We start from the raw sequence: 23688 nt of genomic DNA, 5'->3' as shown, positions 1-23688 counted from the left end.
CAAGATTTATATCAAGTCCGGGTAATCATATCAAGTTCGTTTAAATACCCTAATTAAAAATCCAGGGAGCAAGATGCTCCCACTCCAGTCAGATCAAAGAATTCGAGGAGTGCGGGCATCTTGCCCGCTTCTTAACAAATTTTCATGTCCGCTTGCGGAAACCGGACTTGATATCAATCAAAGTATCGGGCAAGGTGGGCAGGCTCTGTTTGTCGAATTTGAATGATGTCGCTCCCTCCTCCTGCCTACCCTACGATGATTGGTAATTATAGGGATTTAATCGGACTTGATATTACGCACCGAACCTATATATGTAGATTGGTGCGTTACGCTTCGCTAACGCACCCTACTGCCTGCTCCACTGCGTTCCGTTCGCAATGACTTATCTCCCCTTCTCCCACGGGAGAAGGCTTGCCCTGAGCGTAGCCGAAGGGGGCTGGGGGATGAGGGCAACCGTTGATTAAAATTGCGCTCCGTCTAAATTGGCATCGCTTAAGTCGGCATGGGTTAAATCTGCTCCCTCTAATTGAGCCTCCGATAAGTTGGCTCCCATGAGTTTCGCTTGCCTTAAATTGGCTCCTCGGAGGTTGGTTTGGCTTAAGTTGGCGAAGATAAATTTCGTGCCTTGCAGTTGGGCGTTTTCTAAGTTGGCTTCCTGGAATTCCGTGCGGATAAAGTTGGCTTGGGAAAGGTTAATTCCGGGGAGTTGAGCGCCTTTTAGGTTCATTCCTTGGAAGTTTCTATCCCCGGCTGTGTAGCGATCAATTACTTCACTAATATCAGTGAGAGAAAGGGAACGCTGAGAGTATTGGGGGAGGGTAAAAGTTAGACTATCTTTTACTTGTAACAGTTGCTTAAACTCTTGATAAAGGGAATAGTTACCCGTACCACTAATTCTAACCCAAGCTCTGGTGCGCGTCAAGGCAATAAATAGGTGATTTCGCAGGGATAAATTGCTCTCGTCTTGGGCAATATGATCGAGGGCGATCGCGTAAACCATGTCCGCTTCATTTCCCTTGGCTTTCTCAATGCTAGAAACCGTCACACAACCATCACGCCAAAACTCATTTTTAGAGCCAGAATCCTGTTTTTGTCCCGGAAGATAGACATCAATCCCCTGTCTTAGGAGTGCCTCAACTACCATCGGCTCCAGTTGGCGCGTGTGAATTCGAGAACCCAACAGAATCACCAAAATATCTCGACTGGGTTTAAGTCCATATTGGCGTAAATTTTGCCTTAACTGATAACCTAAATTTTCTAACTCTTCCTGGCGCGAGTCGTAAGATTGAAACTCAATTAGTGCCCCTGATGCTAACTGACTCACCGGATTTAAATCGGCATCTAGAGGACGAGTGAGAGTAATAGAACTGCCGGGTAACAGTTCGCCCTCAACCTGAAATCCTAGAGCTTGCCAATCCGATTTTTGGCATAACTCGGTTAAACATCCTTGGGGGCGAAAAATTCCCATGGCTAAACCGTAGGCAACCCTTAACACTTGCGCCGGAGTGCGATAGGATTTAGACAAGATTTCGGTTTTGGGAATATTGCCCGGATGAACTCCATTTAAAAGATGTGCCAATTCCGAGCCGAATAAGTCGCGCACCGTGGTTACTTGCTGGGGATCGAGATGTTGATATTCATCCATCGTCCAAATCAAGCGCCGTTGCTCTGGATGTAAGTGATTGCAAGGGCGCAGGGATTGGTAAGCCAACCAGTAAAAGGGTTGCTTTTGTTCAAATTTTATGTTATCTTGGACTAAGAAATCCTGTCCTTCATCAATAAAAAGAGCATCAAAAACTTGGGGTATCTTTCCCCGACGCAACAGGTCAATACAAACCTCTGCTAGGGCTTCATGGGGAGCATATCTTAAGGTGTCAGTAACGGTGCGCGGGGCAACTCCAGAGAGACGACATAAGAAGCGGTAAAAACCGGGTTGTCCTTTGGCTCCCCAACCGTGAAAAACCCGCAAATTGCGATCGCGAGAATTGTAACCCACTTGCCCCTGGCTAAAGTGACGGAGCCAGCGATCGAGCTGCTCGGTAATGGTTTGGTAAAGACTGCGGCTAAAGAAGACGATCGCGATTTTCCAATCGGGATGTTTCAAGTGCATGTGTGCCGCTTTTTGGCAGAGAACCACGGTTTTCCCCGATCCGGCAATGCCGCGAATCCGTTGTACTCCGGGTGGAATGGTTTTGGCGAGGGTTTCTTGGGCTAAATCTAGTTGGGAAAACTGTTGTCTGGCTTGGGCTAAAATTTCGGCGCGACTGGGAGAGGGATATAAGCGCCATCGGTTACTGGGATTGGGTTGAAATAGGGGAGTGCCACCGATGAGAGAGCGCAAAAGTTGCCATTGCTGTTCGCTGAGGGGTGTGCCTGAAGTGAGGGGAGTGATAGTTTCAATCTGATGAAAAAGTTGGGCAATGGCAGTGACGCGCAGATGATTTTCAAACAGAATAGGAGGAGCGGATAAGAGGCGATCGAATTGTTTTTCTTGCCACTGTTCTTGGGTAATATAAGGTAGAGCCACGATCGCCCGACTCATCAAACCCAACTTTAACCCCGGTTCCCCCTCACACCGTCTCAGAATCGCCCAAACCTGCTGTTCTGCCTGCTGATAGGGCGATCCACTTTTCTGGTAAAATCCCTGATAATGCCAACGATGACCGCTAATTTGGGCGATTTGGTGAATCCGTATCGACTTCACCTCAATGACGATGATTCCCAATTGGCGATCCAGAATCAGAATATCCGGTTCCTTACGATGCTTACCCTGGGGAGAAAACAGGGGATAGCGCCAATATGCCAAACAAGATCTGTCGCTAAAGGCATCCTGCACCCTTTCCCATACCCGAAACTCCCCCCGCTCCCCCCCATTTCCAGCAACTTCAGTGGTAATAAATTGCCCCTTCCCCATAGCTCATATCAAGTTCGTTGAATCAATTATAGTGGCGGGTAGATATAGCTAGTCTAAATGAGTTGTACAACGGGAAATGCCCTCTCCCTATATCCCTCTCCCACTCCGAGAGGGACTTTTCCCCCTTCTCCTGCGGGAGAAGGGGGCAGGGGGATGAGGGGCAGCCATTACATAACTCATTTAGGTTTACTTATAGATTGGCTGTTGCCGACATAAAAATTGTTCATTGTTAATTGTTCATTGTTCATTGACATCATTCCACAATTGCCCCTTTATCGCGCAAATATTGCTTCAGGGCTGAAGACAATTTCGGGTTATCCTTAAAATAGGCTTGATTAACATTCGCCTTCTCAATATTTGCCTGTTTTAATAGCGTCCCCGTTAACTTTGCCTCCTCCAAATTCACATCCGTCAAATCCGCATAAGAAAGATCCGCATTCGCTAAATTGGCGCGGGATAAATTCGCTCGTTGCAAATAGGCTCCCGATAAATTTGCCCCTTCCAAATTGGCATCTCTCAGATCGGCGCGAGGCAAAATCGTGCGTAAATCTGCCCCTTGTAAATTGGCATTCTGCAAATTCGCATCGCGCAAATTCGCATTACTTAAAATTGCCTTTTCTAAGTTGGCATGACTTAACTGGGCATGGGCTAAATCTGCTAAACTTAAATCTGCCCCGCTTAAATTAGTTTCGGTTAAATTTGCGCCGCCTAAATTAGCATAATGAAAATTCATCTGGGCTAAATTTACTCCGGCAAAATCTGAAAGGGGATTTAAGCCTACCTGTTGGGCAATGTCTAAAATATCTTGGGGATGTTTTTCCAGTAATTGCTTGGCGATCGCCCATTGCTCCTCTAAACACTGCTGTTCCTGCTCCTCATCCTGCATCGCTTGATACACTTGACGCAAATTGAAGAGGGCTTGCCCTTGCAGCCCTAAATCCCCCCATTCCTGAGCCAACTTTAAGCTTTGTTGATAATAGTTCAGAGCTTCGGGAAAATCCGGCAAACTGCTATAAACATTGCCCAAATTATTCAGGGCATTCCGTTGTCCTGGGCGATCGCCAACATCTTGCGCTAAACTTAAATGCTGCTTGTAATAGGCGATCGCCTCCTCAACCCTACCCAGCGCCTGACTCACCGCCCCCAAATTCCCCAAAGCCGCCCCTTGGCGCTGGACATTCTCCTCGGTACGGTAGACAGATAAAGCCTGTTCCCAGAGAGATTTCGCCCCCTCTAAATTCCCCCCTTTATACTCCTCAATTCCCTGCTTAAATAGCGTATCGGCATCCTGAGACATAAGATAATCAGAATAAACTCAATCAAAATATAGCGCTTTCATTTGAGATCCGCCCTCTCCCTTTCATGTCCGTAGGAAAATCCCTCTCCCAAAGGAGAGGGACTTCTACTCCCCATCTCCCGTGGGAGAAGGGGTTGGGGGATGAGGGCAACCACTCTTCCTACTCCAAACAACTCCCATGAAAAAACTTCTCATCACCGGGGCAAGTGGCTTTTTAGGCTGGAACCTCTGCCAAATTGCCCAAACTCACTGGCAAGTTTACGGAACCTACCATACCCATGCCCTCAACTTACCCCAGATTACCCTCTCCGCCCTTAATCTCCTTGACTTCAGCGCCCTAGAGCGCCTGTTTGCCGACATTCAACCCGATGCTGTAATTCATACCGCCGCCCAATCCAGCCCCAACTATTGCCAAAATCATCCCCAAGAAACCGACAAAATTAACATTAACGCTGCCGTCAAAATTGCCCAACTCAGCGCCATTGCCGGAATTCCCTGCGTCTTTACCTCCACCGATCTCGTCTTTGATGGCACAAGCGCCCCTTACCGAGAAAGCGATCGCCTATCCCCCGTTAACCATTATGGACAGCAAAAAGTAAAAGCAGAACAAGCCATGCGCCAAGCCTATCCCCAAGTTACCCTGTGCCGGATGCCTCTCATGTTTGGCGCAGCCCCTAGCCAAGGTAGCAGTTTTATCCAACCCTTTATTCGCACCTTGAGATCCCATCAACCCCTCGCCCTCTTCACCGACGAATGGCGCACCCCCGTCAGCGCCACCACCGCCGCCCAAGGACTCCTCCTCGCCCTCAACCATCCAGGGGAACTCCTCCATCTCGGCGGCAAAGAGCGTATTTCCCGCTATCAATTTGGTCAACTCATGGCAGAATTCTTACACCTGCCCACGGAGCTAATCCAACCCGCCCGCCAACAGGATGTCCCCATGGCAGCCCCCCGTCCCCAGGATGTCTCCCTAGACAGCTCCAAAGCCTTTACCCTCGGCTACAATCCCCCTGCCCTACAAGCCCAATTACAAGCACTCCAGGGAACAATTTAACAGTTCAGAAGCCCCTCTCTCTGTGTCCTTTGTGTCTCCGTGGTTCCGTCCTCCCACTCCAGTAAGATCAAAGCATTGAGGGAGTGCGGGCATCTTGCCCGCTTCTCTTTTCCCATTAACCCCTTGGCAACAACTCACCCAACACACTTAACAACCGTTCAACACTCTCCGGACGGCTATTATGGCCCATCAAACCAATCCGCCAAACCTTACCCGCCAGATCGCCCAAACCGCCGCTAATCTCAATATTATAATCATGGAGCAATTGGCGACGAATTTCAGCCTCTTGCACCCCATCCGGAACCCGAACCGTCGTCAGCGTCGGCAACCGGAACTCCTTGGGCACATGACAAGTTAAGCCCAACTCGGCCAACCCATCCCAAAGCATTTGGGCATTTTTTTCATGACGTTCCCATCGAGACTCCAAACCCTCTTCCGCCACCAGGCACAGAGCCTCATACAGGGCATAATTCATATTAATCGGAGCCGTATGATGATACGTGCGCTCCTTACCCCAATACTTACTCACCAAGGACACATCCAAATACCAATTCGCCACCTTCGTTTGTCGATTATGGATCTTATCCAGCGCCCGTTGATTCATCGTTAACGGAGACGCTCCGGGAGGGCAACTTAAACCCTTTTGGCTACAGCTATAAGCCAAATCAATTTTCCAATCATCAACAAACAACGGGAAACAGCCCAAACTGGTCACCGTATCCACCACCAGCAAACAGCCAAACTCACGACACAAGTCCCCAACCCCTTCTAGAGGCTGACGAACCCCCGTTGAAGTTTCCGCATGGACAATGCCCAAAATCGCAGGACGATGGGTTTCCATAGCAGAGCGCAACTCAGAGAGTGAAAACGCCTCTCCCCAAGGTTTATCAATTTGCCGCACATCCGCTCCATAGCGGCCAGCCATATCCACCATACGGCGACCAAAATACCCCTTTACCGCCACCAAAACCACATCATTCGGTTCTATCGTATTGGCGAAAGTCGTTTCCATAGCTGCGCTACCCGTTCCACTCACGGGAATCGTTAAGCTATTATCGGTCTGAAAGCTATAGCGCAACAACTCTTGAATCTCCTCCATTAACTTGAGGAAAGACGGATCTAAATGACCCACCTGGGGACGACTCATGGCAGCAATTACCCTAGGGTCAGCATTGGATGGCCCCGCACCCAACAGCAGACGGGGAGGCATCTCTAAACGAGGCGAAGAGAGTTTATGGGAATTATTAATTGCGAGGACAGCGGTCATGGAACTTTGGTGTATTAACTATATGTTGATTGGGCCTAAGATATCCATCATACCGAACCCCTGTCTTTTATGATATTGCATGTTGTTAAGTTCACTCATCTACTCCCAATCCTCTAAAATCTGCAAAACTTACCACATTTAGTAAATATATCCATTAGACTCTTAAGTAAATCTAAAGATTGGTCATCTTTATTCCTCACTATGCAGGCCACTCCCAAACAGCCCCTCAAACCCGATCCCCCTCTTCAGCTCCTCTTATTTGTGGATAAGCGTCCCTATGCAGGAGAGCAAATTCGGCAAATTCGCTGTCATATTGTCGATCTTGCCCAAGATCTCGATTTTGAGCTAATGGTGGTGGATGTGAGCGAACAACCCCAACTGGCAGAAAACTTTAAAGTGGTGGCGACTCCAGCCTTAATTAAAATTCATCCCCAACCCAAGCAAACCTTAGCCGGGAGTAATTTAATTAATTTGATTGATAATTGGTGGCCGCGTTGGGTGCAGTCCGTCCAAGAATACTTAGAACAGGAAGAATTAGTTGGGTCAGAACCATCACAATTGAGTTCCTCGATCGCCTATTCTGCTGAACTGATTCGCTTATCAGATGAAATTTTCCGCCTCCGTCAAGAGACAGTCGAGCTAAAAGAGCAATTACAGTTCAAAGACCGGATTATCGCTATGTTAGCCCACGATCTGCGAAATCCTTTAACGGCAGCCGCTTTAGCTGTTGAAACTTTAGAAATTGGCTATAGTGCCGAGGATCGCCGCGCTGCCCGGTTTACCGCTACCCTCACCACTCAACTGCTCAAACATGCTCGGACTCAAATTAAAGCGATTGACCGCATGATTACGGATATTTTGCAAGTGGCGAAAGGGAGTAATACCCAAATCCAGGTTCATCCAGAGAAACTAGAGCTAAAAGCGCTGTGTATAGCAGTCTTAAAGAATTTCAATGAGCAATTGCAGTATAAATCCTTGCATTTGGAGACTGATATCCCTCAAGATTTACCCTTGGTCTATGCTGACCCAGAGAGGATTCGCCAAGTGATGACTAATTTGCTGGATAATGCTATTAAATATACACCTCCTAAAGGCAGTATTAAAGTCTCGATTCTCCACCGCACCACTCAAAAGATTCAGGTGAGCTTTTGTGATACGGGGCCGGGGATTCCCCCTGAGAAACAGGAACAGATTTTTGAAGACCGCTTTCGCTTAGAGCGCGATCGCACCAAAGAAGGATATGGTATTGGCTTATCCCTCTGTCAGCGCATTATTCGCGCCCATTACGGTCAAATTTGGGTCGAATCCCCCGATCGCCAGGGCAGTTGCTTTCACTTTACCTTGCCCGTCTACCGTCCTTAACCCTAACCCAGAAAAAAAATCTCTAAGCCTTGACTTCTAGGAAAATCTTGTGCTACCTTAATGAAGGTTTGGTTTTATTACCCCTGGGTCGCTAACTCAACGGTAGAGTACTCGGCTTTTAACCGATTAGTTCCGGGTTCGAATCCCGGGCGACCCATAAATTCCTGAAGAACAAGAGAATTTCATGGATTGGGTAGGGGCGAGAGGTTTTTCGCCCCTACCTGTTTTCTCTGGGGAGTGCAAGCATCTTGCTTGCTCCCTAGAGACCGTCTGCGGGCCAGATGCCCGCACGACTAAAATCGCTTTATACAAAAGAAACTAAGGTAAATCAGTCGATCCCATCAGGTAGCGATCGCACTCCCGTGCTGCACCGCGCCCCTCATTAATCGCCCAAACCACCAAACTCTGACCGCGACGGCAATCCCCAGCAGCAAAAACACCAGGAAGGCTAGTCGTAAAACTGCCATGGTCAGCTTTCACATTACTGCGGCCGTCCCGTTCCAAACCCAGAGCATCTAACAACGGCTGTTCCGGGCCCAAAAACCCCATCGCTAACAGCACCAATTGCGCCGGTAAAACCTTCTGGGTTCCCTCAATCGGTTTAGGAATAAAGCGCCCTTGCTCATCTTTAGCCCATTCCACCTGCACCGTATGCACCGCCTTCACCTGGCCCTGCTCATCCCCCTCAAACCGGGTTGCAGTCGTCGTATAAACGCGAGGATCATCACCAAACACCGCCGCCGCCTCTTCCTGGCCATAGTCCATACGGTAAATTTTCGGCCACTCCGGCCAAGGATTATTCGCAGCGCGAGTTTCTGGCGGTTTGGGCATAATTTCCAACTGCGTCACACTCTGACAGCCATGGCGCATCGATGTGCCCACACAGTCCGTTCCCGTATCCCCACCACCAATAATAATCACATCCTTACCGGCTGCGGAAATATAATCAGGAGACGGATTTCCATCGAGTACCGTGCGAGTATTGCCGGTGAGAAACTCCATAGCAAAATGAATACCCTTGAGTTCCCGGCCTTCAATCTCCAAATTGCGCGGTTTCGTCGCTCCCGTACAGAGAACCACCGCATCAAAATCCTTGAGCAGATTCTCCACCGGCAGATCCTTACCAATTTCCGTATTGCAGACAAAAGTCACCCCTTCCGCTTGCAACACATCCAACCGGCGCAACACCACCTCTTTCTTATCCAACTTCATATTGGGGATGCCATACATCAGCAGTCCCCCTGGCCGGTCTTCCCGTTCGTAGACCGTCACCCAATGACCGGACTGGTTCAGTTGGGCGGCTGCGGCTAAACCGGCCGGCCCAGAGCCAACCACCGCCACCTTTTTCCCGGTTCGTTGCGGGGGCAATGTGGGGGTGATCCAGCCTTCATCCCAACCCTTTTCGGCGATGGAATACTCAATATTTTTAATGGTGACTGGAGGATTAGTAATGCCCAAAACACAGGCCCCTTCACAGGGGGCGGGACATACCCGGCCAGTGAATTCGGGGAAATTATTGGTTTTGTGCAATCTATCTAGAGCTTCTTCCCAGAGTCCCCGATAAACCAGATCATTCCATTCGGGAATCAAATTATTAATTGGACAACCGCTTGCCATGCGACTAATCTCTAATCCCGTATGACAAAAGGGTGTGCCACAATCCATACAGCGAGCGCCCTGGGTTTGCAGGCGATCGTCTTCCATATGCAGATGGAACTCATCCCAATTTTGTATCCGCTCCTGGGGCGATACCTCGGCTGCGACTTCGCGCAGATACTCCATAAAACCCGTTGCTTTTCCCATAATTGATTCAATCTCTCTTCAAATACACAACACGCTTAAATGAACTCGTTCAGGAGTCATGGGTATTACAGGTATTTTCTCTACTATGCGGTAGATTTCGATCCCCCTAAATCCCCCTTAGAAAGGGGGACTTTGTATTTAGTGCCCCTGCTTAGAAGGGGGGACTTTGCCTTTAGCCCCCCCCTTTTTAAGGGGGGTTGGGGGGATCAACCCCATCTCCCTATCCCATCTCTTATCGACTAGCTTCCGCTAATGCGGGCAATGTCGCGGGCATTCTCTTCAAACGCCGCAGATAGGGCATCATCACCGCTTAAGCCATTGGCTAAAGCGTTCTGAATATGCTGGAGAACCCGTTTGTAGTCGCGAGGCATTACCTTGACGAATTTCTGGCTCATGGACTCCCACGATCCGAGGACTAATTCAGCCCGTTTGCTTTCGGTATATTGCCGATGTTTGGTAATCATTTCATGGATCTCGCGGATCTCTTCTGGATCTTCCAGGGTTTCGAGATCCACCATTTCCCGGTTGCAACGGGTGGCGAAGTCACCAGCTTCATCCAAAACATAGGCCACACCGCCACTCATCCCGGCAGCAAAGTTGCGTCCAGTTTTGCCCAAGATGATGACTTTTCCGCCAGTCATGTATTCACAGGCATGGTCTCCTACGGCTTCGACGACGGCTTGCACTCCAGAGTTACGGACGCAGAACCGCTCGCCAGCCATGCCTCGGATATAGGCTTGGCCACCGGTTGCACCGTAGAAGGCGACATTACCGACGACGATGTTCTCAGCCGGGACAAAGGTGGAGGATTTATGGGGATAAAGGATCAGTTTACCGCCGCTTAAGCCCTTGCCAAAGTAGTCGTTGGCATCGCCTTCGAGTTCTAGGGTGACTCCTTTGGGTACGAATGCACCAAAGCTTTGACCGGCACTGCCTTGGAAGTGCAGGTGAATGGTGTCTTCGGGGAGTCCGTCCCAATGACGTTTGCTGATTTCGTTGCCGAGAATTGTACCGACGACGCGGTTGGTATTTTTGATCGGTAGGGTGGCGCGAACTTGCTTGCCGTCTGTGATCGCCTCTTTGCACAGATCCAAGAGTACGGTCATATCCAAGGATTTCTCTAACCCATGGTCTTGGGGAATCTGGCAATAGCGCCCCACTTCTTCACCGACTTCGGGTTGATGGAGGACTTTGGAGAGGTCAATGCCTTTGGCTTTCCAATGGTCGATCGCCTTCTTCGGCTCTAAAACATCGGTGCGTCCGATCATCTCATTCACGGTGCGGAAGCCGAGTTGAGCCATAATTTCCCGCAATTCCTGAGCGATAAACTTCATGAAATTAACGGTGTATTCGGGGTCGCCGCTAAAGTTTTTCCGCAGTTCGGGGTTTTGAGTGGCAACACCGACGGGACAGGTGTTTTTATGGCATACCCGCATCATGATACAGCCTAGGGTGACGAGGGGCATGGTGGAGAAGCCGTATTCTTCTGCACCGAGGAGAGCGGCGATCGCCAAATCTCTTCCTGTTTTCATTTGTCCGTCAGTTTCGACGACAATGCGCGATCGCAGATTATTGAGTACCAGGGTTTGGTGCGTTTCCGCTACACCCAATTCCCAAGGCAGTCCTGCATGTTTAATCGAGGTTTGGGGACTCGCTCCCGTTCCCCCGTCAAATCCGGAGATCAGGACGACATCAGCGTGAGCTTTGGCAACTCCGGCGGCGATCGTGCCTACCCCCACTTCGGACACCAATTTTACATTAATCCGCGCTTCCCGGTTGGCGTTTTTCAGGTCGTGAATTAACTCCGCTAAGTCTTCAATCGAGTAAATATCGTGGTGGGGAGGCGGCGAAATCAAGCCCACTCCTGGAGTCGAGTGGCGCACCTTTGCAATCCAAGGATACACTTTACGCCCTGGCAATTGTCCCCCTTCTCCAGGTTTCGCCCCTTGTGCCATTTTGATCTGAATTTCCTTGGCTTGGCTGAGGTACAAACTGGTGACTCCAAACCGTCCCGAAGCCACCTGTTTAATGGCGCTATTTTTCGAGTCTCCGCGATCGTTTGTCCAGGTATAGCGCTCTGGATCTTCACCGCCTTCCCCGGTATTAGATTTACCGCCGATCCGGTTCATGGCGATCGCCAAACTCTCATGGGTTTCCTTAGAAATTGACCCATAGCTCATAGCTCCCGTTTTGAAGCGTTTGGTAATGGCTTCTACCGGTTCTACTTCTTCTAAGGGGATCGGATCTCTAGCCTTGAACTCTAGCAGATCCCGCAAGCGGAAGAATTCTTTATCCTGCTGATTAATTTTGGCGCTGTATTGTTTGTACAGCTCATAATTCCCTTCACGGACTGCCCGTTGCAACAGGTGAATGATTTCCGGAGACAGAAGGTGTGCTTCTCCATCTTTGCGCCATTGATATTCGCCCCCAGCATCTAGAGTTTCGATACTAGAGAACCCTTGATGGTGACGTTTGATCGCTTCTTGGGTAATCACATCCACCCCAATTCCTTCTAAGCGGGAAGCTGTCCAAGTGAAGTATTTATTAACCACCTCAGAACTTAAGCCAATGCTCTCGAAGATCTGCGCTCCCCGATAGCTCTGAATGGTAGAAATGCCAATCTTCGAGCCAATCTTAATCACCCCTTTAGTTACAGCCTTGATGTAGTTCTTGCAGGCTTTTTCAAAATCCATCGGCGGGATATGTTTTTCCTCGATCATGGAGTTGATGGTTTCAAAGGCGAGATAGGGATTAATTGCGCCACAACCATAGCCAATCAGAACCCCAAAGTGATGGACTTCGCGGGGTTCTCCCGATTCTAGGATAATGCCCACACGGGTACGAGTACCGGCGCGGATCAGATGGTGATGGAGTCCAGAAACGGCTAACAGAGCAGGAATGGGGGCGCGATCGCCGTCCATATCCCGGTCAGAGAGGATGATTAGGTTAATCCCCTCGGCGATCGCCTCATCTGCCTTAGCAAATATAGCCTCTAATGTGCTTTCAAGTCCTTCTACCCCGGTTTTTGGGTCAAAGAGAATTGGTAAGGTTAGAGAGCGAAAATCACCCGTCTTCGCCTCACCCAGTTGTTTGAGTTTTGCCAATTCGGCATTACTCAAAATCGGGGTATCTAACTGGATCAGGTTACAACTTTCCGGTTCAGGTTTGAGTAGATTACCTTCAGAACCAATGGTAGTAATGGGGGAGGTAATAATCGCTTCCCGGATCGAGTCAATGGGGGGATTAGTAACTTGGGCAAACAGTTGTTTGAAATACTCATAGAGCAACTTCGGCCGGTTGGAGAGTACCGCGAGAGGGGTATCGGTTCCCATGGCTCCTACTGCTTCTACCCCATTTTGGGCCATGGGAGCGATCAACATCCGCAATTCTTCAAAGGTATAGCCAAACGCCCGTTGTCTCTGGACTAGAGATGTAGGGGCGGGTTTACCCATATTTTCGTCTTCCAGGCGAGAGCTTGGTGAACCCGCCCCTACACGCCCTTCCGGTAGATCCGAGAGTTTCACCTGGTGCTGATCCAGCCATTCCCGGTAAGGGTGAGCGGTGGCAATTTGCTGTTTAATTTCTTCATCGGCTACAATGCGCCCTTCTTCCATATTCACCAGGAACATGCGACCGGGTTCTAAGCGCCCTTTTTTGGCTACTCTTTCCGGTTCCACGGGCAGTACACCCGCTTCTGAAGCCATGATTACCAGGTCGTCTTTAGTCACATAGTAGCGGGAAGGACGCAGACCATTCCGGTCTAAGACGGCTCCCATCATTGTGCCATCGGTAAAGGCAATGGAGGCAGGGCCATCCCAGGGTTCCATTAGGCAAGCATGATACTCATAGAAGGCTTTGCGCTCATCACTCATGGATTCATGAGCTGCCCAAGGTTCTGGGATCATCATCATCACCGCATGGGGAAGAGAGCGCCCAGCTAGGGTCATCAGTTCTAGGGTATTGTCGAAGATGCCGGAGTCACTGCCATCAATGTTAATGATGGGTTGGATGCGGTCTAAATCGGAGCCAAATTCCTCAGAGGCAGAGCCAAAGAGGGATTGGCGAGCGTGCATCCAGTTAATGTTACCGCGTAGGGTGTTGATTTCTCCGTTGTGGGCGACATAGCGGTAGGGGTGCGATCTTTCCCAACTGGGGAAGGTGTTGGTGCTGAAGCGGGAATGCACTAAACCGAGGGCGCTTTCTAAGTCGGTGTCGCTTAAGTCGGGGAAGTAGGCTTTGACTTGGGGCGGCATTAACATGCCTTTGTACACTAGGGTACGACTAGAAATGCTGGTGGGATACCAGTAGCGATCGATGCCTGGCACTTTGATGGCAGTGTGGGAACGTTTGCGGATGACGTACAGTTTGCGCTCGAAGGCGAGATCGTCTGCTAGATCGGGATTTCGGCCAATAAAGACTTGCTGCATAAAGGGTTCGCTGGCTCTAGCGGTTTCCCCTAAACTGCTGTTATCGGTGGGCACATCCCGCCAGGCGATGACTTTCTGTCCTTCTTCGGCTACAATCTGCTCGAAGATTTCTCGTCCTTTGTTTCTGGCTTGGCGATCGGGAGAGGAGAAAATCATACCGACGGCATATTTACCCGGTTCTGGTAAGCTGATCCCTTGTTGCCCCGCAACTTTGGCCATAAATTTGTGGGGCATTTGAATGAGGATGCCTGCTCCGTCTCCGGTGTTCGGTTCTGCACCGACTGCACCCCGGTGTTCCAGGTTAACCAGAATGGTGAGGGCTTGGTCAACGATGGAGTGAGACTTTTCCCCCTTCATGTGTACGATGAAGCCAACACCGCAGGCATCATGTTCAAATTGGGGATCGTATAGACCCTGTTTTTGGGGTGATGTGGTTCTGTTCATGGTCTTGATATAGTTGGTTTTCAATCCTCAATGTCCGTTGAAGGAGGGAACCGGATACAGGAAATAGGGATGAAGCCGAGCGATCCGTTCATCTGTGATAGCCGAAAGTAGCACTGTTTATGGGTTCTTGAAGTTCAATCCCTGATTCTCCTGACCTCTCGTCTCCTGAGCTGGAAACCGTTGCTTTTAGATGTAGGATAGATTTTGACGGCAAAAAAGGGCGATCGCCGTTTTCTTAATAAAATGATCAGATCTAACCCAAGGGTTCTGAAATATTTCTTAGTATTTCCTTAATTTAGAGAAAAAAACTGTAAATTTGTAGCCCATTTAGCAGAAACTAGGAGAGAGAATCGGGATCGATGTTGAGTTTCCTGAGTTTTTCCCGTAGCTGTTGCAGATCGGATTCGGCGCGATCGGCTCGTTGTTTTTGTGTCTCTAGCTCTGACTCAGCCCTATTCGCTCTTTCCTCTGGAGTCGGATAACGTTTCCCCGTCTCATCATACCAATAGAGCCATTCTCTGGTAATTCCTTGATGGGTTCCCTCAGCTCGACCGAGACCTAAATTCAGTTCTTCCAACCAGACGGGTTCCCCTGATAATAATTGATAATCTCCCTCAGAAAGTTGATAAACTTCCAATTTTTGCTTCTGTTTTCGTAAGGGATTATAAATGGCATAGTAGAGAACACCCAATTGGGCATATTGTTCTTTTTTCTGGGTATATTCTCCTCTTCGGGTTTGCGAGACCACTTCTAACACTAAGGTGGGCACTTTTTGCTCTTCCCAAAGCACATAGGATAAGCGTAAATCTGAATCGATAATTCTGGGTACACCCACACTCAGAAACCCATCTGGAACAATAGCCGGTTGGTTGGGATCGGTATAAATTCCCATATCTACCCCAAAAAACCAGTCCATTCTCTCTGACCAAATTGAGGCGAGCATGGCTTTCAGTAGGGCAGGAATCAAATCTTGCAGTTCATTATCCACAGGTGTATCATCCGAGTCAGGTAAATCTTTCGCTGAGGGTAAGCCAGCTTTCGGATAGTATTCGAGTAGCATTCGTTTACTCCTGAGTTTTTATCTATTGTATTGCTTGTTGACAGTTACAATCATTACTGATTACCGATCGCTCATTTTCTGAAGCGCATAGGCTCGAAAGCGATTTAAGTCTGCTTGAATCGTTGATTCTACAGTCGGGCCGAGCAATTTATCCATCAGTTTTCCCACAATTCCGGGAATAGCATAGGCAACGGTTAATTTAACAATACTGCTTTCATGGCGGTCATAAAAGCGAATGGCTCCTCGGTTGGGCAAGCCGTCCACTGATTCCCATTGAATAATTTGATTAGGACTTTGTTTTAAAATCCGGGAGAGCCAACTGAATTCAAAGTTTCCTGAAGCTAATTTCCAGCGAGACAATTCGGGATTTTCTTCTAATACTTGAACGGATTCAATCCATTTCATCCATCGGGGCATTTGTTCGAGATCTGACCATAACTCCCAGACGAATTCAATGGGGGCTTCAACTTCAACTTGTACACTATGTTCTAACCAATCTTTCATAAAAGGAGTTTAGAGAAAGTAAAAATATAACGTTTATCCCTCTAGTCTATCATAGGATTTTCTTCCCTGTTCTACGGACTAACGACACAATTTTGATGTACTCCTTGAGTAATAATCAAGCCTTGAACATTGCACAACTGAGGCTTCTCGCGACCGTCAATCGTCACAAAGGTACAGGTATAGGTCGCTAAAATTTCTCCTTGGCGGTTAAACAGACGGGTATTATAGCCATAGTCACTGGCGATCGCCCCCATTTTAGTCAGAAACTCATACTGGTTCAAATAACAAGTCTCTCGCCAAGCCTGACGGTTAACCACTAAATGAACTCGTCCAGGATAAGGGTAACCCTCATTGGGATAAGCTAACCAGGTGACCAGTAGATCCTTGCCATATTGCTCACCGGCCCACCATAAACTCGGTAAAGTTAAGCGACCTTCTTCAATCGTATTCTCCGTAACTACTGCTCCTGTGCCTGGTTTTATAATTTTACTTTGTTCAACTTCTTCCAATAATGCTGTATCTAATGGAACAATAGAAGGAAGAGGTACACCGGGATTTTGATATTGATATTGCCCCTGTGCAGGTGGAGTATCTCCCCAGAACATCATCAGGGTAAGGGTATATCCGAGAACGTGAGATAAGGGAGAACGAAGCTTAACCATAGCCAAAATAAAGCAACAATAGGCTGACTCTAAACTATGGTAATGGGATTGTTAGCAATCAACAATGGTTTCGATCTGGGAAGTTCCGGATCGCTTGGGAAAAGGGTGAACTTTTTAACGGAGGGTGAGAAATTGGATTTCCTAAAGATTCATGGGTATTTGGCGCTATTTAGAACTGCTGGTTATGTGCGATCGCACGGGGAAAATCACCGCCGTGCGATCGCTCTATCCCCAGGGTCAAATTACTCACTTTCGTCGCCAAAAGGGTGCAATTTGTAAACCCAAAATAGTGGTCAAGATCTTAAATATATACGGCAAAAGTGGCTGGGAGTTAGTCAGCAGCTATTGTCTGAAGTTTGCGGAAGGATATTGTCTAGTTTATACTTTAAAAAAGAGAATTCAAAAAATAAATGGTCAGGAATCAGTAAGGGGAACTTAAACACCTAGTTCATCGTCTCTGGATATTGTAGTTAAAATGATTCATTCCTCATGAGAGGTCATCTCAAAATGTCTAATTCTTTAATGAGTGTCTTAGCGCTTACTGGTTTAACCCTCATCCCTCTGGGTGCTTTTGCTCAAACTCCAAATCCCCTACCCATCGATCCAGCAACTAGAGTAGAAGTCGAAGATATTTTCAGCTTAAGTCGGGCGAAAAATTTGGCTCGTCAAGCTGCTGAACAAGCCAATGGAGGGTTGAGTCAATATCGTGCAGAAACCTCCATGCACGGAAATGCGACCTCTTCTCCCTTTGTGGATAATGGGGATGGCAGTTGGATGTTTAAATTCTATGGCGGTGAACCTGGTTTTTCTGTACCCACTGTCGAAAGTGTGGTTACGGTGGCTAAAGATGGCTCTTGGGTGAGAGTTGACTACAACGGGCCTATTCGCTAATAGCGCTAGGCACTGGTATTGTTAAAACTTGTAGGGGCGAACGGCAGTTCGCCCCTACATCATGGGTGATATTTAATAATAGATTAATCGTCTACAAAAATATATTTGTAGAGTTCGCTGGGATCGGGTTCGGGACTTTCGAGGGCGAATTTCACGGAATCATCGACCACTTCTTGAATTTTGCGATCGATACCTTTTAATTCTTCCTCAGTGGCTAATCCTTTGCTGGTTAAATAACTGGCAAATCGTTTGATCGGATCTCTAGGAAACCAGAACTCTTTCTCATCTTTAGAGCGCAGTTCATCGGGATCGGCTAAGGAATGGCCTCGGAAACGATAGGTTAGGGCTTCAATGACGGTGGGGCCTTCTCCAGCTCTGGCGCGGGCGATCGCCTCTTTTGCCACTTCCCGCACCGCTAAAACATCCATTCCATCCACCTCAACCCCATGCATTCCAAAGGCATGGGCTTTTTTATAGATTTCTGGAACTGAAGTAGCGCGGTCATGGGCCATACCGATCGCCCATTTATTATTTTCGACCACATACAGAATGGGCAACTTCCACAAAGCTGCCATATTTAAACACTCAAAAAACTGACCATTATTACAAGCTCCATCGCCAAAAAAGCAAGCTGTCACCTGATCGGCACTTTCATCTCCCATGGTTTCCCGGCGATACTTACTCTGAAACGCTGCACCCGTGGCCACAGGAATACCTTCAGCCACAAATGCATAACCGCCTAAAAGTTTATGTTCAGCCGAAAACATATGCATGGAGCCACCCCGACCTTTGGAGCATCCGGTAGCTTTGCCAAACAACTCCGCCATCACCTCCCGTGCAGGGACTCCAGCACTCAAGGCATGAACATGATCTCGGTAGGTACTACAGACAAAATCTTCATCTTGACGCATGGATTTAATTACGCCAGAAGCTACGGCCTCTTGACCGTTATACAGATGGACAAAACCGAACATTTTGCCCCGGTAATACATTTCTGCACACTTATCTTCAAATACCCGTCCTAGTACCATGTCTTCATAAAGTCTGAGTCCTTCTTCTTGACCCAGTTGCACTGAAGATGAGTCAAACTCTGGTACAATCCTCTCTTGAGCCATTAATGCTTCCCTTTCTACCACTACAAGCTGACGTTATTGTTCTGCAAAGGCCTAGTATACGTCAATGGGGGGATGGGGAGATGGGGGGATGGGGAGATGGGGGGATGGGGAGATGGGGAGATGGGGAGATGGGGAGATAGGGAGATAGGGAGATGGAGAACAGCCTATTGCCTATTGCCTATTGCCTATTGCCTATTGCCTATTGCCTATTGCCTATTGCCTATTGCCTAATTCCCTAATTCCCACGACTTGAGGAAAAAATATCAATGAGAGCAAGACAAGAATCGTTGAGCGAAGTATAATTCTAAGGGTTAGAAGGGGGCCGGTTGTCCAGACCCTAAACTGTAAGCATTGCTGCTGAGGGAGTAAACTGTGCGTATTCCGCTCGATTATTACCGAATTTTAGGCGTACCACTACAAGCAACTGCCGAACAGTTGCAACAGGCCCACCGCGATCGCACCATGCAATTGCCTCGGCGGGAATATTCGGAAACGGCGATCGGCTCGCGAAAGTCCCTGCTCGATCGGGCCTACAGCATTTTATCCAATCCGGAAGCAAAAACGGCTTACGACCAAAAAACCTTTCATGCTCTCCCCGGACAAGCCCAAGAAGAGAAGCAAATTCAAGAAACTTTACCGTCCCTAGAACTCGAAGACCCTCACATCTTAGGGGCCCTCTTGATTCTCCTAGAATTGGGTGAATATGAGCTAGTTTTGAATTTAGGGCAAGAACATCTCGAAAATCTCGCCTCTGAGACGGAAACGGGATCGCAACTCAATGCTATTCCTCAGTTGTCCCGTGCTGATATTGTATTAACTGTTGCTCTCTCTGGTCTGGAATTGGGCCGAGAACAATGGCAACAGGGAACCTATGAGCAAGCGGCCCTATCCCTAGAAAAGGGTGAAAAACTGCTGCTGAAAGAAGGGGTTTTTCCGGGATTGCGCGGAGAGCTGCAAGGAGATCTGTATAAACTGCGTCCTTACAGGATTCTAGAATTGTTATCCCAAAATGCCAATGATGCCCTTGCCCATCGCCATGGGATTCAAATGTTGCGAGATATGCTAGAAGAACGGGGGGGACTCGATGGGACAGGGGACGATCGCTCAGGACTGAGTATTGATGATTTTTTGCGCTTCATACAACAACTCCGCAGTTATCTGACTTCCCTAGAACAACAAACCCTCTTTGAAACAGAAGCCCAACGCCCTTCGGCGGTAGCCACCTATTTAGCAGTGTATGCCCTATTGGTACGGGGATTTGCCTACAAACAACCCGCCCTGATTAACCGAGCGAAACGAATGCTTATGCGGTTGGGGTCTCGGCAAGATGTCCATTTAGAACAGGCGGTCTGTTCTTTGCTGTTAGGGCAAACGGAAGAAGCTAGTCAAGCTCTAGACTTAAGTCGGGAATACGAACAGTTAGCTTTTATCCGGGAAAATTCTCAGGGCGCTCCCGATTTGTTACCCGGTTTGTGTTTGTATAGTGAGCGTTGGTTACATGAAGAGGTTTTTCCCCATTTCCAGGATCTGGCTGAGTGCAAGCAGACCTTGAAAGAGTATTTTGCTGATGACCAAGTACAAGCCTATCTAGAAGCTCTACCTTTAGATCGCAGTGAAAAGAATCAATGGAGTGTGGTGGAGTCTACGCCAGAAAGGACGACAATGCGCGAGAGTGCAGAGGGTGGAAATCTGAAAAAAACGGAAGATTCCCAGGTTGTCCCTTCTCCTTCCCTCAGAGAAGGTGGAGAGACTCAGCCCAAGCGCTCGGCCGCAAGAACAGCCACGTTAACCCGCTCTGAACCAACTCAAGTCGGCGATCGCCCCAAAAATAGCCCTTCCCAAAATGATTCTCGCGATCGCCGAGAAAATCAGCGCCCCGTCCAAAGACGGGTTCAGAGTCGCCGAGGTAGCTCTAAAACCGTTGGCCGTTCTATCCATTGGGGACGCTTGGCCTTATTGGTGGCTGGAGGGTTACTAGGATTATGGATCTTCATTTGGCTAATCGGCCAAGTTTTGGGTCTGGTGGGTTCCCTGTTCAACAACACTCCCACCTTGGAAGGGGAACAGTTACAATTAATGCTGAATCAACCCCCCGTAGAAATTCCTGAACCCCCCGCCCAACCCACGGCCGATACCGGGCCATTAACCGAAGAAAAAGCAAAAACTGTCGTTGAAACTTGGTTAAGTACAAAGGCTAAGGCCTTTGGTTCAAGTTATGAACTCGATCTGTTGTCTTCAATTTTGGTCGATCCAGCTTTGTCAACTCAAAGACAACGGGCAACACAAGACAAGCAAGATAATTTCTATGGGGACTATGAGCATCAGGTGACCATTAACGAAGTCACGGTAAATAGGGATGATGCCAACCGAGCAACGGTGGATGCTACGGTGAATGAGTCAGTAGAGTTTTACCGTAATGGTGAAGTGGATCGGGGAGCTTCCTATAGTGAGGAAATTCGAGTTCAGTATCAGTTGATTCGTCAGGAGGGCCAATGGCGAATTCAAGATTGGTCGGTGTAAATGGCCTGTAATCTGAGGAAAGTTGCTCTGTGGTACAAGTCCTTTTAGAATCCCCCAGTTATCCCTATTATCCAATTTATGTCCCGAATGGTCTGGATGTTGTCGATCCTACCTTAGTGCGGGTCGCTCGTGATACCTATGGGGTCTATCGGACGGTGGCCGATGGTGCGGCCGAGAAACATACAGACCAATTTCAACAGCCCCTAGGTGTAGTGGTGAATCAGGTGAGCTATCGGGCCGTTTTGGTGTTTCAGGAAGGCTTGGCTCTGCTGCCAACAGAGGTGTTTATTCCCTTTAACCATTTGGAAACCCAACTCTATTAAGGGAGGTGCGGAGTGTGGATTGAAATTCCGAGTATGACGATCGCCTTAATGCTAGGATTGGCGATCGGCAGTTTCCTCAATGTGGTCATCTATCGGGTTCCGGCTGGTTTATCGATCCTGTTCCCTCCGTCCCATTGTCCCCTCTGTTCCCATCGCTTGAGTGTGGCGGATAATATCCCGGTGTTCGGTTGGCTGGCTTTGGGAGGAAAATGTCGCTATTGCCACAGTCCGATTTCTTGGCGCTATCCCACTATTGAAGGAATTACCGGTTTACTGTTTTTAGGGGTTTATCTTCAGTTTGGCCTCTCTTGGGAAACGGTGGGATATTGCCTCTGCTTGAGTTGGCTGTTGGTACTGGCGATGATTGACTGGGATACGTTCACCTTGCCCAATAGCCTCACTCAGTTTGGGCTGGTGGCGGGTTTGCTCTATCAACTGCTCCGAGGTGGAGGAGCAGACGATCCGTTCCTTGATGGCATGTTTGGAGCCATCCTAGGCTTGTGGTTATTTGAAATGATTATTATTTTGGGGTCGTTTCTGCTCGGTCAAGCGGCCATGGGCGAAGGAGATGCTAAACTAGCGGCGGCGATCGGGGCTTGGTTGGGGTGGAAATTGCTGTTATTATCAGGGTTTCTCGCTTGTTTAATTGGGGCTGTGGTCGGTTTAGGGGCGATCGCCTCGGGCCAACTCAAACGCCGTCAAAAAATGCCCTTTGGCCCCTTCCTCGCCCTTGGCGGGGCCCTGACTATCTTCTGGGGCGATCGGATTATATCCGCTTATGTGCAGTTCTTTTTCCCGCCGAACCTGATAGGATAATCGAGTGTCTTGGATTACGATTCGCACAACCTCAACTCGCTGGGAGGCAGAACTGATGGAACAGTTGCTTACTGCCCAGGAAATCCCCACCCGTCTGCTCGATTGCGGGGTGGCTTCCTATTTAGGTATGGGGTCTCCGACTGCCCTACAAGTTGCCCCCGAACATCGTTGGAGTGCTTTGTTGCTTCTGAGCGAAATTGAGGAGATCGCGGAGGAATAATTTAACGTTTCATTTAGATAACCTCTTTATTTTTCATGTCTTTATTTGATTGGTTTGCTAACAGACAAAAAACTTCTCCCATTAGTCCAGAACGCCAAGAGCGAGAAATTGCCGATGGGTTGTGGACGAAATGCCCCATGTGTGGGGTTTTGACCTATACGAAGGATTTACAAGGCAATCAAATGGTGTGTTTGGAATGCGAACACCATTTTCGGGTCGATAGCAATGAACGGATTGCCCAATTGATCGATGACAATACTTGGACACCTTTAGATGTCGATCTGCGCCCGGACGATCCCTTAAAGTTTAAAGACCGCAAACGTTATAGCGATCGCCTTAAAGAATATCAAGCGAAAACCCATCTAAACGATGCCGTCCAAACCGGTTTGGGTCAGTTGGACAGTCTGCGAGTTGCCCTAGCTGTCATGGATTTTGGCTTTATGGGCGGTAGCATGGGATCGGTTGTGGGGGAAAAAATTACCCGACTGTTGGAAAGAGCCACTTCAGAGGGAATACCGGCGATCGTCATTTGTGCCTCTGGAGGGGCACGAATGCAGGAAGGAATGCTTAGTTTAATGCAAATGGCCAAAATTTCAGGAGCTGTCGAGCGTCATCAAGAAGCGGGTTTACTCTACATGCCAGTCCTCACCCATCCCACCACTGGGGGCGTAATTGCCAGTTTTGCCATGCTCGGCGATCTCATTTTAGCTGAACCGAAAGCGACTATTGGTTTTGCCGGGCGACGAGTCATTGAGCAAACCCTACGGGAAAAGCTACCCGATGATTTCCAAACCTCGGAATATTTGCTGCAACATGGCTTTGTTGATTTAATTGTTCCCCGTACCCAACTGAAGAAAACTTTAGCTCAGTTGATGCGACTCCATGGAGGGATAGAACAAACGCCAAAAATAGATAAAGTTGAGCAAAATGGAGATACTTTAACCTATCCTTTGCCCGATCCTACCCTCAACAGTCATCAGTTGGGTGTTGAGAATTGATCGTTGACTGA

Annotated in this window: 18 protein-coding genes and 1 tRNA gene; 10 read left to right on the top strand and 9 right to left on the bottom strand. The window is 48.5% G+C overall.

What is annotated here, in order from left to right:
• Positions 1 to 460: 460 nt before the first annotated feature.
• Both PMG71_RS00770 and PMG71_RS00765 read right to left on the bottom strand, forming a co-directional pair.
• The gene (locus PMG71_RS00770; protein WP_283751722.1) at positions 461 to 2914 is read right to left on the bottom strand and encodes a pentapeptide repeat-containing protein; all 2454 of its coding nucleotides are present in this window, start codon (positions 2912 to 2914) and stop codon (positions 461 to 463) included.
• A 253-nt stretch (positions 2915 to 3167) separates the two neighbouring features.
• The gene (locus PMG71_RS00765) at positions 3168 to 4211 is read right to left on the bottom strand and encodes a pentapeptide repeat-containing protein (RefSeq protein ID WP_283751721.1); all 1044 of its coding nucleotides are present in this window, start codon (positions 4209 to 4211) and stop codon (positions 3168 to 3170) included.
• A 178-nt stretch (positions 4212 to 4389) separates the two neighbouring features.
• On the opposite strand from PMG71_RS00765, the gene PMG71_RS00760 reads away from it, so the two are divergent.
• The gene (locus tag PMG71_RS00760; protein WP_283751720.1) at positions 4390 to 5265 is read left to right on the top strand and encodes an SDR family oxidoreductase; all 876 of its coding nucleotides are present in this window, start codon (positions 4390 to 4392) and stop codon (positions 5263 to 5265) included.
• Between the two features lie 115 nt (positions 5266 to 5380).
• Here PMG71_RS00760 and PMG71_RS00755 read toward each other — a convergent pair whose 3' ends face one another.
• Entirely contained in the window at positions 5381 to 6532 is a 1152-nt protein-coding gene (locus PMG71_RS00755) for a pyridoxal-phosphate-dependent aminotransferase family protein (protein WP_283751719.1), read from the bottom strand.
• Positions 6533 to 6733: 201 nt separating this feature from the next.
• Here PMG71_RS00755 and PMG71_RS00750 point away from each other — a divergent pair, with 201 nt between their 5' ends.
• A complete protein-coding gene (locus PMG71_RS00750) occupies positions 6734 to 7894 on the top strand; it encodes a histidine kinase (RefSeq protein WP_283751718.1) in 1161 nt (386 codons plus the stop codon).
• Between the two features lie 85 nt (positions 7895 to 7979).
• A tRNA-Lys gene (locus PMG71_RS00745) sits at positions 7980 to 8051 on the top strand.
• Positions 8052 to 8212: 161 nt separating this feature from the next.
• On the opposite strand, the gene gltD is transcribed toward PMG71_RS00745, so the two are convergent.
• From gltD to PMG71_RS00720, 5 genes are all read right to left on the bottom strand, one after another.
• Positions 8213 to 9697: a glutamate synthase small subunit gene (gene gltD, locus PMG71_RS00740; RefSeq protein WP_283751717.1), complete on the bottom strand. Its 1485-nt coding sequence runs from the start codon at positions 9695 to 9697 to the stop codon at positions 8213 to 8215.
• 239 nt (positions 9698 to 9936) lie between these two features.
• Positions 9937 to 14568, bottom strand: a complete 4632-nt coding sequence (gene gltB / locus PMG71_RS00735; protein WP_283751716.1) for a glutamate synthase large subunit — start codon at positions 14566 to 14568, stop codon at positions 9937 to 9939.
• Between the two features lie 337 nt (positions 14569 to 14905).
• A complete protein-coding gene (locus PMG71_RS00730) occupies positions 14906 to 15628 on the bottom strand; it encodes a Uma2 family endonuclease (protein WP_283751715.1) in 723 nt (240 codons plus the stop codon).
• 60 nt (positions 15629 to 15688) lie between these two features.
• Positions 15689 to 16132: an SRPBCC family protein gene (locus PMG71_RS00725; protein ID WP_283751714.1), complete on the bottom strand. Its 444-nt coding sequence runs from the start codon at positions 16130 to 16132 to the stop codon at positions 15689 to 15691.
• Positions 16133 to 16203: 71 nt separating this feature from the next.
• Positions 16204 to 16794 carry a hypothetical protein gene (locus tag PMG71_RS00720; protein WP_283751713.1) on the bottom strand — a complete coding sequence of 197 codons (591 nt, stop codon included), beginning with the start codon at positions 16792 to 16794 and terminating at the stop codon, positions 16204 to 16206.
• A gap of 151 nt (positions 16795 to 16945) precedes the next feature.
• Between PMG71_RS00720 and PMG71_RS00715 the strand changes: the two genes are divergently transcribed.
• Both PMG71_RS00715 and PMG71_RS00710 read left to right on the top strand, forming a co-directional pair.
• Positions 16946 to 17233 (top strand): hypothetical protein, encoded by a 288-nt coding sequence (locus PMG71_RS00715; RefSeq protein ID WP_283751712.1) that lies wholly within the window; start codon positions 16946 to 16948, stop codon positions 17231 to 17233.
• Positions 17234 to 17301: 68 nt separating this feature from the next.
• Positions 17302 to 17685, top strand: a complete 384-nt coding sequence (locus PMG71_RS00710; RefSeq protein ID WP_283751711.1) for a hypothetical protein — start codon at positions 17302 to 17304, stop codon at positions 17683 to 17685.
• Positions 17686 to 17768: 83 nt separating this feature from the next.
• Here the strand turns inward: PMG71_RS00710 and pdhA are convergent, their stop codons facing one another.
• Positions 17769 to 18800, bottom strand: a complete 1032-nt coding sequence (gene pdhA, locus PMG71_RS00705) for a pyruvate dehydrogenase (acetyl-transferring) E1 component subunit alpha (RefSeq protein ID WP_283751710.1) — start codon at positions 18798 to 18800, stop codon at positions 17769 to 17771.
• A gap of 372 nt (positions 18801 to 19172) precedes the next feature.
• Here pdhA and PMG71_RS00700 point away from each other — a divergent pair, with 372 nt between their 5' ends.
• From PMG71_RS00700 to accD, 5 genes are read left to right on the top strand one after another with little or no spacing between them, the layout of a single operon-like run.
• Positions 19173 to 21320: an IMS domain-containing protein gene (locus PMG71_RS00700; RefSeq protein WP_283751709.1), complete on the top strand. Its 2148-nt coding sequence runs from the start codon at positions 19173 to 19175 to the stop codon at positions 21318 to 21320.
• Between the two features lie 29 nt (positions 21321 to 21349).
• Positions 21350 to 21643 (top strand): hypothetical protein, encoded by a 294-nt coding sequence (locus PMG71_RS00695; RefSeq protein ID WP_283751708.1) that lies wholly within the window; start codon positions 21350 to 21352, stop codon positions 21641 to 21643.
• Positions 21644 to 21676: 33 nt separating this feature from the next.
• Complete coding sequence (locus PMG71_RS00690) at positions 21677 to 22459, top strand: prepilin peptidase (protein ID WP_347179161.1); 783 nt, start codon at positions 21677 to 21679, stop codon at positions 22457 to 22459.
• Between the two features lie 4 nt (positions 22460 to 22463).
• Positions 22464 to 22679, top strand: coding sequence for a putative signal transducing protein (locus PMG71_RS00685; RefSeq protein ID WP_283751706.1), 216 nt, complete (start codon positions 22464 to 22466; stop codon positions 22677 to 22679).
• 35 nt (positions 22680 to 22714) lie between these two features.
• Positions 22715 to 23677 carry an acetyl-CoA carboxylase, carboxyltransferase subunit beta gene (gene accD / locus PMG71_RS00680; protein WP_283751705.1) on the top strand — a complete coding sequence of 321 codons (963 nt, stop codon included), beginning with the start codon at positions 22715 to 22717 and terminating at the stop codon, positions 23675 to 23677.
• The last annotated feature ends 11 nt before the right edge of the window (positions 23678 to 23688 follow it).

Source organism: Roseofilum acuticapitatum BLCC-M154 (assembly GCF_030068475.1).
GTDB lineage: Bacteria > Cyanobacteriota > Cyanobacteriia > Cyanobacteriales > Desertifilaceae > Roseofilum > Roseofilum acuticapitatum.
Note: the sequence above shows the minus strand (reverse complement) of the source record. Positions and strands in the feature narration are given on the sequence as shown.